This window comes from Candidatus Saccharimonadales bacterium (assembly GCA_040903985.1).
In the GTDB taxonomy this organism is placed as follows: domain Bacteria; phylum Patescibacteriota; class Saccharimonadia; order QS-5-54-17; family QS-5-54-17; genus JBBDUI01.
This window is the reverse complement of sequence record JBBDUI010000001.1, coordinates 1-12,942: the sequence shown is the minus strand read 5'-3', so window position 1 is coordinate 12,942 and position 12,942 is coordinate 1. Positions and strand designations below refer to the sequence as shown.

At 52.6% G+C, this 12,942-nt stretch carries 1 protein-coding gene; it reads right to left on the bottom strand.

Annotation, left to right across the window (positions count from 1 at the left end):
- Nucleotides 1–12,942 (bottom strand): hypothetical protein (locus WD467_00005; protein ID MEX2452286.1); only part of this gene is annotated, 12,942 nt, incomplete at both ends.

Below are 12,942 nucleotides of genomic sequence, written 5' to 3'. Positions count from 1 at the left end.
TGTCTGAGGTTGAGCTGGCGGTGAAGTACGGCGCCTTGGTCTCGCCGTCTGAAAGCACTGAAAGACTGTTAGCATTTGACCCGAAACCGACCATAAAGGAGTCCGAAGTGTTGTTGATGATGCCACGACCAAAAGCCAAAGAATTATTTGCGTTTGCCTGCACGTCCTCACCAAACGCGATCGCTCCTCTTCCTGTCGCCTGAAGCGTGCCGCTTGCATACCCGGCCGCAACGGAACCATACCCGCTCGATGTTATATCTCCTGATCCATCAGTCAAACCCAACGCAACGGAACCGTACCCGCTTGCCGTGATGTTTCCAGATGCTGTTATTGACATCCTACCGAACGCAAGAGCCCCGTCTCTTGTCGCCTGTATACCGTCACTTACCCCAGAATACCCACCAGCAACAGACCCGAAGCCGTTCGCAAGAGTGTTGTAGCCAAGGGCAGTAGCAAACTGGCTAGAAGCAGTCGTATTGCGACCGAAGGCAGTAGCGTAGCTAGCGGATGCTTCAGTTCCTCTACCAAACGCAGTAGAAGCGTAACCTGACGCGGTGTTAGTGTAACCGGAAACAGTGGAGTGGTCACCGGATGCTGTGTTGCTTTCACCAAACGCAACAGAAGAGAGACCGGAAGCGGTCGTGTTGAACCCAAACGCCACAGCATCATTGTCAGACACGGTGATATCTCGACCAAATCCAACAGCATGATCGCCGGACACCTCGACACCGTCGCCAAATGCGAATGAATGAGCACCGGTCACTACACTCCCCTCACCTCCGGCAAATGAATAGTCACCGTACGCTCGGGTACCACTACTACCGATCGCGAACGGATAGTTGCCGGTACCGGCTTGTGCCTGACCAAAGGCAGTGGCGCCGGTAGAAGTTGCCTTAGCTTTACTCCCCGCAGCAAAAGAGTAATTACCTGATGCAGTAGTACCTTCTATTACCGCACCTCCAAGAGCGGTGGCATAGATACCAGAGGCAGTATTGAAACCACCATACGCAAATGCATTCAACCCATCAGCCACACTTCCGCTTCCTCCCGCCATCGAACCGGAGACGAAGAGTGACTCATTGCCGGTACCAAGGTTTTCGTTGCTTGAACCGATGATCACATTGCCGGCAAACGTCGAGGTGGCTGTTGATGAAGCTGCGGTAAAGTACTGAGCCTGCGACTGACCGGCAACATCAAAGAGTGCGGTCGGGGTAGTAGTCCCTATACCCACACCGCTGTTTTGAATCCCGCCGGAGCCGTCCGCCTCAGCAAATATAGAAAGCATTGGGTTGCCGTCTAGGTGCGCGATGTACGACATATCTGTTCCGGCTGACGCGCTTGAGGTAACCGGCATATCGGTCCAGCTGATAATACCTGCGTCTGACTCAAAGACCGTCGCACCGAGGCGGAGATTGTCGATCGAGGTGGAGTAGTCACTGCGGGTGAACTGGAATGCGCCGCCCCCGAAGACCACATCACCATCGAAGGTAGAAGTGGCTGAGGTGCCGGCTACGTGGAACTCGGTCTCTGGTGTACTGGTGCCGATACCTACCTTTCCGCCGACAAACGCCGCGGTGTTGGCAGGAACTTGTACGCCGGACTGGTTGCCATCAAGGGCAACAGCGAAGGCATAATTGCCTTGAGCCTCTATGCTTCGACCAAATGCGATTGATCGATCACCTGAGGCAATAGTGTCGTGACCGAAGGCAGTGGAACTGTTACCAGACGCCTCTGTGCCGTCACCAAAGGAGGTTGCGTACCAGCCAGAGGCGGTTGTGCCGTAACCAAAGGCGGTTGAAATATAACCACCGGAGGCAGTGGACTGATACCCGAAGGCGGTGGAGTAATTAGCTGAAGCAGTGGTTCCATAACCAAAGGCGGTGGAATAAGACCCGGAGGCGGTTGTGCCGTAACCAAAGGCAGTGGAAGCATACCCGGAGGCGGTGGTGTTGACGCCAAAGGCAGTGGAAGCATACCCGGAGGCGGTGGTGTTGACGCCAAAGGCAAAACTGCTCGGCCCACTCGCCACACTCCCAAATCCTCCCGCCATTGATCCGGAGACAAAGAGTGCCTCATTGCCGGTGCCAAGGTTTTCGTCACTTGAGCCGATGACCACGTTGCCGGCAAAGGTCGAGGTTGCTGATGTTGAGCTAGCAGTGAAGTACGGCGCCTTGGTCTCGCCGTCTGAAAGCACTGAAAGACTGTTAGCATTTGACCCGAAACCGACCATAAAGGAGTTAGCGGTGTTGTTAGTTATATCACGACCAATAGCGGTGGAGTAATTTTGCAGAGCTTCAACGCCGGCACCAAGTGCAATTGACCCTTGACCCATAGCTCTTAGATCGTTGTCGACAGCAAATCCTGCGGCAAATGAACCATCACCGCCTGCTTGAAGAGTTGAACCGGAAAATGAGTCGTCTGCAGCAATACCGAAAGCAGCCGCTCCGTCACCAGAAGCTTCGATGATGCCTATATTTTGATAGTTACTTCCAGTAGAAAAAGAACCTTGGCCGGAGGCAGTGGTATAACCACCAGAAGCGGTGGAATATGCACCGGAAGCTTCTACGTTGTAACCGAACGCAAAGCTGTCATCTCCGCTTGCAACGCTATTACTTCCTCCCGCCATTGAGCCGGAAACAAAGAGTGATTCATTGCCGGTACCAAGGTTTTCGTCGCTTGAGCCGATAACCACGTTGCCGGCGAAGGTTGAGGTGGCGGAAGTAGAGGTGGCGGTGAAGTAGTCAGCTTTGGCTTGACCTTCGACTGAAAGGAGGGCGGATGGGTTTGCGGTTCCGATACCGACACTACCACCATTTTTAAACGTAACGAGATTGCTGTCGCTATCGTCATAGATCGCCATGAAATTGTCTGCGCCTGATCCTGTGCCGTCATAGCCAAGCTTCATACCAAAGCCACCTGTATTTTCAAAGAAACTAATACCGTTTGCCGATCCGGTAGCAGTCTGACCTACCCGTATATTGAGCTGATTTGAAGCAGCACCAGAGTCCGGAACAAAACCGTCACCAAGTGCTACTGTGCCATTTACATCAAATTCAGTAGTTGGGTCCGCGGTATTGATACCAACCGAGCCACCCATAAAGGCAGCGGTGCTAGCCGGAACAGTCACGCCGGATTGGTTGCCGTCGAGCGCGACGGCAAAGGCGTAGTTACCTTGGGCTTCGATCTCTCGACCGAAGGCGGTGGAGTAGTAACCAGAGGCGGTGGTGGAAAGACCGAAGGCGGTGGAGTAGTTGCCGGAGGCGGTGGTTGCAGCTCCAAAAACAGTGGAGTAGTCACCAGATGCGGTGGTGTCTGTACCGAAGGCGGTAGCAGCAAGACCAGAGGCATCTACACTGTTCCCGAACGCAAATGCGTTCGTTCCGCTCGCTTCGCTTGTAAACCCACCAGCCATGGAACCAGAAACAAAAAGAGACTCAGCGCCGGTGCCGAGGTTTTCGTTACTTGAGCCGATCACCACGTTGCCGGCGAAGGTCGAGGTGGCGGAAGTAGAGGTGGCAGTAAAGTACGGTGCTTCTACTTCTTGATCAAATTCAAAGTTGCCACCCATTGCGTTAACAAACTCCACATCGTCGCTAGATTCGTTTAGGGTAATACTCGCATTTAGGTCATTTATTCCGTTGTTATAAACGAGAGAAAATGAATCATTGAAAAGATCTAATGTAACATCCTGATCACCAAAAATGTCATTTTCAAACACGATACCGTTTGATGCCGGCTGACTCAACGTTATACCGTTTGTGTTGATAACTACCGCGTCATTTGATGAACTATCTTCAATAGCTATCGACCCTGAGAAAATATCGATGTCGTGATCGGCGCTTGTTTTATTGAATGCGAGCCCACCACCACTATCCATCACAGCTAACACACCACCACTTGAGTTTTGCCACTCGGTAAGATTAGCAGTTTGGGAAGAATTTGCGCGTATTACCGACTGAATTTCATCACTAGTACCAAATACACTCAAAGCGGCTGTTGGGCTACTCGTCCCAATACCCAACCTATTGGTTGAATCATCCCAGAAGAAGTTGCTGTTGTCTTCAGACAGTTTTCCGTTCGATCCGGCAAAAAGCACTGATCCTTCGGTGGTGGTTCCGAAGCTGACGTTGCCGTCGAACGTGGTAGAGGCGGTGGCCTGAAACTCACCGTTTGGACCGATTTTGGCGAGCACACTCCCCGCACTGTTCTGCCACTCGGTGAGGTTGGCGGTTTGGGAGGAAGCTGCTTTAACGATAACACCCACTCTGGATGCAGTATCAAGCGTAGCGGTAAGCGTATCTAGAACATTAAGAGCACCACTATCCTCAAGCGTCAATATATCTGTGCCGCCATTCTGCCATACAAAGTTATCGTCTCCGGACGCCGACTCCTTATTGAACACAAAGTTCTTAGCAGCCGGTCCCATCGTCAAGCTAACATTCCCAGAACTTCCACCGAAGGTGACTTCTTCATTGCCGGTATCGACAGAGAATACATCTTGACCGCTCGTACCTTCAACAACAAATGCGGCTGATCCGTCAGCGGTCACCGTAGTGGTGCCGTAGGCGTGGAGCGTAGAAGCTGGACTACTCGTCCCAATCCCCAACCTGTTGGTTGAATCATCCCAGAAGAAATTCTGGCTGCCGCCGAAGCTGACGTCGTTGCCGTCCGGCTGGAACACAAGCTCGCCGGATTGGTTCTGGATAGAATTATTAGAAAGGAAGAGCGAGTTGGTGCCGACCTTGAGGTTTTCGTAGACGTGGAGTGAGTCGGTGATGGTCGAAGTACCGGTCCCGCCGATGTACATTAAACCGTCGACACCAAGTGTCGCCGCCGGGGTAGTAGTGCCGATGCCGACCGAGCCGCCCATGAAAGCAGCGGTGTTGGCTGGGACTTCTACACCGGACTGGTTACCATCGAGCGCGACGGCGAAGGAGTGAGAGCCGGCAGCTTCGATATTTGAACCAAATGCAACAGATTTACTTCCTGAAGCAATAGTACCCGAACCTAATCCTCCTCCGAAAGCAGTAGCGTAGTTACCAGAAGCAGTAGAATACGCACCAGAAGCAGTAGATGCAAAACCAGATGCCTCAGTATCATAACCAGAAGCGAAAGAGTAGTAACCAGAGGATGTAGAGAACATTCCAAAAGCAGCGGAATAATATCCGGAAGCAGTTGTATTCCAACCGAATGCAAACGAGTCCACTCCACTCGCCACACTCCCCGACCCTCCCGCCATTGAACCGGAGACAAAGAGTGATTCATTGCCGGTACCGAGGTTTTCGTTGCTTGAACCGATCACCACGTTGCCGGCGAAGGTTGAGGTCGCTGAGGTCGAGGAGGCGGTGAAGTAGTCGGCTTTTGCTTGGCCAAATGTCTGAGAGAGTCCACTGGATACAGCAAAGTCCTTCTGGCCGAAGCCGACAGCAAAGGAGGAAGCGGTACTGTTTGTAAAGCTCTCACCAAAAGCCATAGAGTATGTGGCAGAAGCGGTGGTACCGGAACCGAAGGCGGTGGAGAAGTAACCAGAAGCGGTGGTGTTGGTACCGAAAGCAGTGGATAAGACGCCGGAGGCGGTGGTGCCGGAACCGAAGGCAACGGAACCGTCGCCAGACGCTGTGGTGTTGGTACCGAAAGCAAAGCTATTATCACCACTAGCCACACTTCCGCTTCCCCCGGCAAATGAATAGTTACCGTATGCTCGCGTGTTGCTGCTTCCAATCGCGAACGGATAGTTGCCGGTACCGGCTTGAGCTTGGCCGAAGACGGTTGCGCCGGTGGAAGTGGCTTGAGACTCGTCTCCTACTGCAAATGAATAATCCCCGGATGCAGTTGCATTATGCCCAAGTGCAACAGAAGCAATACCCGAAGCGGTACTGCCTCCAGCATATCCACTACCCGTAGCGAGCGATCCAGCACCCGATGCTGTTGATTCTCCGAAGGCAACAGCAAGATCGTTGCTTGCCACGGCATTTTGTCCGAACGCAAAGCTGTCATCTCCGCTTGCAACGCTATTACTTCCCCCTGCCATCGAGCCGGAGACGTAAAGCGATTCGTTGCCAGTGCCGAGACTTTCGTTACTTGAGCCAATGACCACGTTGCCGGCGAAGGTCGAAGTTGCTGAAGTTGAGGAAGCGGTGAAGTACGGCGCTTTGGTTTGACCGTCTGAGAAGATGTGAAGCGTATTGCCCTGCGATGTTCCAAGAAGAATCGAGCTACTTACAGCGTTTACAATATTTTTTCCAATAGCAACGGCACTAGCTCCTGAAGCAGTGGTGTTATAACCAAGCGCGGTGGTGTAAAGATCGGAGGCAGTGTTGCTGTGACCAAGTGCGGTGCTGTATGCATCATCGACAGTGTTACCGTAGCCAAAAGCAGCGGATCCACCTACACCTACAAAGTTACCATTTACTTCGTTAAATTGTCCGACAGCAATATTACCAGTGCCTCCAGATACGTTGTTATCTTTTCCGATACTTGTCCACCAACTTGCTTCATCATACACCTCAAGCACGCCGTCGATGTCTACATCGTACGCGAAGGTCGAAGTTGCCGACGTCGAGGAAGCGGTGAAGTAGTCAGCTTTGGCTTGGCCTTCGACGGAGAGAAGCGCGGAAGGATTGTTTGTTCCGATTCCTAATCTATTAGTCGAATCATCCCAGAAGAAATTATCCGCATCAGCTAAGAACCCGCCCGAGCCGTCGGAGTACTGAATAGCACCCGAAGAGCTTGCCGCTGATGCGCCGGCTGTAGCAGCAGTGGTCTGCAATGTCCCGTCAGGGAACTTGATGCCGGTAGTGTCAGCATAGAAACCAGAAGCAGTGGTGGTGCCGGCGATACTTAGATTACCGGTGGAGCCGTCCAGGGTAAGTTGTTCGGAACCGAAGCCGACCACAAATGAGTCGGCAGTGGAGTTTTCAAATCCGCGACCGAGAGCGAAGGCGTTGTCAGCGGTGGCGCGAATGTCTTCACCAAGGGCGACTGAGCCGTCGCCGGTGGCAGTGAGGTCAGCAGCATTAGCGTAACCCATTGCAACTGCTCCACTACCACTTGCTTGAAGAGTTCGTCCTCCTGATCCTGCGCGCCCCAAAGCAATAGACCCTAATCCACTGGACGATATTGTCGAATTACCGCTTGAGGTTTGAGCGTAACCCATTGCAACTGCTCCGTTACCGGTTGATTCTATAGTTGCCTGATTACCTAAATACGAATTAACAGAACCAAAAGCAAACGACCCTGAATTTGTTGAGTTTATGTTCCCTCCATATGCACCCATGTAACCACCTGCGAAAGATCCTGCTCCGCTGGCTATGGCACCTCGTCCTATAGCGGTTGAATAAATACCTACGTTGCTATCATCCCATTCACTGCCTGTCACATAACCCGCCCGGAACGCCCCTTTGCTCTTATCAAAGAAGAATCGATTATCATGATCAGCGTTTCCGGTATCAGCCAACTGGGTTGAGCCGAAGACAAAGTCGTCGGCGGTCACGTCTGAGTTGGTGCCGGTGTTAGAGACAAGGTTTGAAGCGATGGCCCAGATGCCGGAACCTTCTGTACTGGTTGAGTTTAAAGTGTTGCCTGTCCAGCTGAGTCCGGTGCCAGCAGTGATGCGGGTTGATGGAGTTTGGTAGAAGGACTCCCAGTTGGTGGTGGAAGCAGTTAATGGAATGGTGTATCCGGAAGAGAGCGCAACGTCTGTACCCGATACTTCAAGGCCGGTGGCAGTGACACCCTCAAGGTATCCGACCAGGGAGTGATCACCCCAGCCAAATGCGGTGTTCCATTGGGTGGAGTTGCCGCCGGTGGCGGTGATGACACCGGATACGTCGAGAGCGGTTGATGGTGATGTGGTGCCGATACCGACTTTCCCGCCCATAAAGGCGGCGGTGTTGGCGGGGACTTGCACGCCAAATTGATTTTGATCTAGGGCAACAGCAAAAGCATAGGCGCCAGAAGCTTCAATATCTTCTCCGAAAGCAATTGAGTAGGAAGCGGAGGCGGTTGTACCTTCTCCGAAAGCAGCAGAATAAGATCCTGAAACCTCAGTGTTGTAACCAAAGGCAACAGAATAATGACCTGAAGCAGTGGCGCCATTACCATAAGCAAGCGAATTATTTCCACTCGCCACACTTCCCGACCCTCCCGCCATTGAGCCGGAAACAAAGAGCGATTCGTTGCCGGTACCAAGGCTCTCGTCGCTTGAGCCAATGACCACATTGCCGGCGAAGGTCGAAGTTGCTGAAGTTGAGGAAGCGGTGAAGTAGTCAGCTTTTGCTTGGCCTTCAACAGAAAGAAGGGCGGAAGGATTTGCAGTACCGAGACCAAAGTAGCCGCTATCTGTTATACGCGCTTTTTCAACTTCACTACTATTACTCCACAGCTGAATTGGCAGACTGCTACTTGAATTAGTAACGTCAAGTTTAGCACTTGGTGTTCTTGTACCTATTCCAAAGTTATAATCAGTATCAATGTTAACTACATCCACAATAGGTCCTCCTGAATCAGGGCCAAGACTAACAATACGGAAGTTGTTATTAAAGTAAGGGTTTCCGGCACCCGCCCCAAAGTACCATGCGTTATTGGTGCCGCCTCGAGCAGACTGCAGTGTAACAGCTGCATCTTGATCTTCAGGCGCCTCCAAATAGATCTGAGAGTATGGAGCAGACGAAGCAGGGCCTTCATTAATGTGTAATGAAGTCTTTGGGCTACTCGTCCCAATTCCCAACCTGTTGGTCGAATCATCCCAGAAGAAGTTGCTGTTGTCTTCGGTCAGATTGGTTCCATCTGAGAAGACAACCGATCCTTCGGAGAGTGAAGTGGAGAGTGTCTCGACGTCGTCCACATTGAGGGTGTTAGTGCTCCATGTCAAGCCTGTTCCTGCACTGATGCGGGTACTTGGCGTGTCCCGGAAGGCTTCCCAGTTGGTGGTGGAGGCTGAGAGCGGGATAGTGTATCCGGAAGAGAGCGCAACGTCTGTACCCGATACTTCAAGGCCGGTTGCAGTCACACCATCAAGATAACCGACCAGGCTGTGGTCACCCCAACCGAAGGCAGTGTTCCATTGGGTGGAGTTGCCGCCGGTGGCGGTGATGACACCAGCTACGTCAAGGGCGGTTGATGGTGATGTGGTGCCGATGCCAACTTTTCCGTCATTGACAAAGAGATCGATTTGACCGAAGCCGACGGCGAAGGAAGAAGCGGTGCTGTTTGTAAAGTCCTCACCAAAGGCAAAGGCACCGTTTGCTGAGGCTGTTGGGCCGCCTGAACCGTTGCCAGCCCATCCCTGCCCACCAAAAGCGTACGAGCCTACATTTTGAGCTTGACTGCCGTAACCGGAGGCGGTGGAGGCGAAGCCGGAGGCGGTGGAGGTGTGGCCGAAAGCGGTGGAGTAGCCACCGGAGGCGGTGGTGGTGTAGCCAGAGGCGGTGGATCTGCCGCCGGAGGCGGTGGCGTTGAAACCAAACGCAAAGCTGTTTGCCCCACTCGCCACACTTCCCGACCCTCCCGCCATTGAACCGGAGACAAAGAGTGACTCCGCGCCGGTACCAAGATTTTCATTGCTTGAACCGATGACCACGTTGCCGGCGAAGGTTGAAGTGGCTGAGGTTGAGGAGGCGGTGAAGTACGGCGCTTTGGTTTGACCGTCTGAAAAGATGTTGAGGGCGCTATTATTTGTGGAACCGATCTTGACCGAGTTGGCGATTGCGTTGGTAATGTTGTAACCGAAAGCAGAGGCGTAGTTAGCGCTGGCAGTAACACCATGACCAAAAGCTGAGGAGTTAACCCCTGATGCAGTATTATTAAATCCAAATGCTGATGATGCAAGATTGGAACTGGTATTACCGTTACCTAACGCAGAACTGTATGCACCACTTGCTGTGTTATTGTATCCAAAAGCAGAAGCTTCGCCGGCAAACGGCCCATTACCACTCACTGTATTAGATACTCCAACTGCTGTGTTATTTGTAGATCCGGATACTTTGTTATATTTCCCAATATTGATCCAGCTATTCGATTCGTCCCAGACTTCTAATACTCCATCAATGTCTACATCGTACGCGAAGGTCGAAGTTGCCGACGTCGAGGAGGCGGTGAAGTAGTCGGCTTTTGCTTGACCTTCGACTGAGAGAAGGGCGGAAGGATTGTTTGTTCCGATTCCTAATCTATTAGTCGAATCATCCCAGAAGAAGTTGCTGTTGTCCTCTGCGAGGTTGGTTCCATCTGAAAAGACAACTGATCCTTCAGTAAGTGAGGTATTGAGAGTTTCAACATCATCAACATCCAATGTGATGGTACCGGTTGCTGATGCTGTGCTTGAGACACCGGTGCCGCCAAGTATTGAAAGGATGCCACCATCCGCAATGGTTTGGTTTGACCCGGCATCGCCGGCGACATCAAATGACTGCATTCCCCCTGCCCCGGAGATGTCTGTCCAGGTGAGGTTGCCGGAGCCATCTGTTTGGAGGACGTAGTTGTTTGACTGTGATGTTGGCCAGGTGTATGTCAGGCCGTTGAAAGTAGTGCCGCCAACAACTTCAAGAGCGCTTGCAGGGGTAGTAGTGCCGATGCCAACCGAACCGCCCATAAAAGCAGCGGTGTTGGCCGGAACGGTCACACCAGATTGATTGCCGTCGAGGGCGACGGCGAGGGCGTAGTTGCCGAGAGCTTCAATATGTTGACCAAAGGCAGTGGAGTTATTGCCGGAGGCGGTGATGTTGTTACCGAAAGCAAAAGAGTTGCCACCGGAAGCAGTAGCACCAAGACCGGAGGCGAAAGAATAGTCGCCGGAGGCCTCTGAGTTATAACCAGAAGCTGTGGAATAGTCACCAGAGGCAGTAGTGTTGTAGCCAGAAGCAGAGGCAAAGTAATCGCCGGAGGCGGTAGTGCCCTGACCGGAGGCGACAGAGTAGTTACCGGAGGCAGTGGTGTTGAGACCAAACGCAAAACTGTTTGCTCCACTTGCCACGCTCCCATCACCACCGGCAAATGAGTAGTTACCGTACGCTCGCGTGTCGCTGCTTCCAATCGCGAATGGATAGTCGCCGGTGCCGGCTTGGGCTTGACCGAAAGCGACGGCACCGGTGGAGGTGGCTTGAGAACTTCTTCCAAAGGAAGCGGAATAATGACCAGAGGCGGTGGTGTCGAAACCAAAAGCAGTGGAATAGTTGCCAGAGGCAGTAGTGACAGCACCAAAGGCGACAGAATAAGTACCTATATTCGCATCATCCCATTGATTTCCCGTCACACTTCCCGCCCGAAACGCCCCTTTACTCTTATCAAAGAAGAACCGATTATCATGATCAGCGTTTCCGGTATCAGCAAGCTGCGTTGAACCGAAGACAAAGTCGTCGGCGGTCACGTCTGAGTTTGTGCCGGTGTTTGAAACAAGGTTTGAAGCGATCGCCCAGATGCCGGAACCTTCTGTTGTGGTTGAATTCAAGGTGTTGCCTGTCCAAGAAAGACCATCTCCTGCCGTGATGCGGGTACTTGGCGTGTCCCGGAAAGCTTCCCAGTTGGTTGTGCTTGCTGAAAGCGGTATCTCATACCCACTCGTGAGCGCCACACTGTCGCCGTCGAGTTCGAGGCCGGTTGCCGAAATAGCCAGGTTGGTACCGTCTGAGATGTCGAGTGTTGTTGATCCCGCGGCAGTGAGTCTTCCTTGCGCGTCAACGGTGAATGTAGGGACAGCGGAGGATGAGCCGTATGAGTTTGCGGTGACTGATGTGTCAGCGAGGTATACGGTTGAACCGGTTGAGTCGAGTCCGACACCGGCAGTGTCAAAGTATCCAAAGGTGGAGTGGTCACCCCAGCTGAAAGCGGTCTGCCAGTTAGTGGTCGAGGCGGTGAGTGGGATCTCGTATCCGGTTGAGAGGGCGATGTCGTCGCCATCAAGCTCAATACCGGTCGCGCCGACCGTGAGGTTGGTGTGGTCACTGATGTCAAGTGAGCCCTCGACGTTTGAGCCTGCAAGGTCAATAGCGTTTGCGGTGATCTCCTGGCCTGATAGAGAGAGATAGTTCTCGCCGGCGAGTGTGACCGCGTCATGCAGGTCTGACGACTGAACTTCGGCATTGAGAATGCCGCCAGTGACGGAGAGGCCGGTTCCGGTGAGTGATGTAAAGGATTCAGAGCCAAGGCGGAAACGGTTAGCAACTTCGAGGTGGCCGGCGAAGGTTGAGGTGGCTGAGGTCGAGCTGGCGGTGAAGTACGGTGCTTTGGTTTGACCGTCTGAGAGGATGTGGAGCGTGTTGCCTTGGGAGGTTCCGAGAAGGATAGAGCCAGCTACGGCGTTTTCAACATCTTTTCCGAGAACAAGAGCATCATTTGCTGAGACAGTGGTGTTGTAGCCAAGAGCGGTAGACTGGTAGCCAGACGCAGTGGCAGAGCTACCAAGGGCAGTGGAGTACTCGCCAGAGGCAGTAGCAGATTTTCCGAGAGCAGTTGCGGAAACATCGGAGGCGGTGGTGTTATGACCGAGGGCGGTTGCGAAAAGATCAGAGGCAGTAGCCTGATAACCGACCGCAAGAGCTCCACCAAGATCACCAAAAGGAAAGTCAGCTGATGCCTCACTTTCAATACCAATTACAATACTACCAAGATCACCAGAGATAGTATTATCCTTTCCAATATTAATCCAGTTGTTTGTCTCGTCGTATATTTCAGCAGTTCCGTCCACGTCAAGAGTCTCGCTCGGACTATCCGTCCCAATCCCCAATCTATTATTTGAATCATCCCAGAAGAAGTTGCTTGTATCCGCTGCAAAGTTGTTCGAGCCGTCATTGAACTGTACTGCACCTTCATTTCCTGCTGCTGAAGTGGTGCTGTTGGTGTCATCCACCCAAGTAAACTGTCCGCTGTTGTATGAAAGTACCTGGCCGTCGGTTGCCGGTGAGGTGGTGGCCAGTTCACTTGGCTGAATGAGGGAGCCGAGAACAGAGC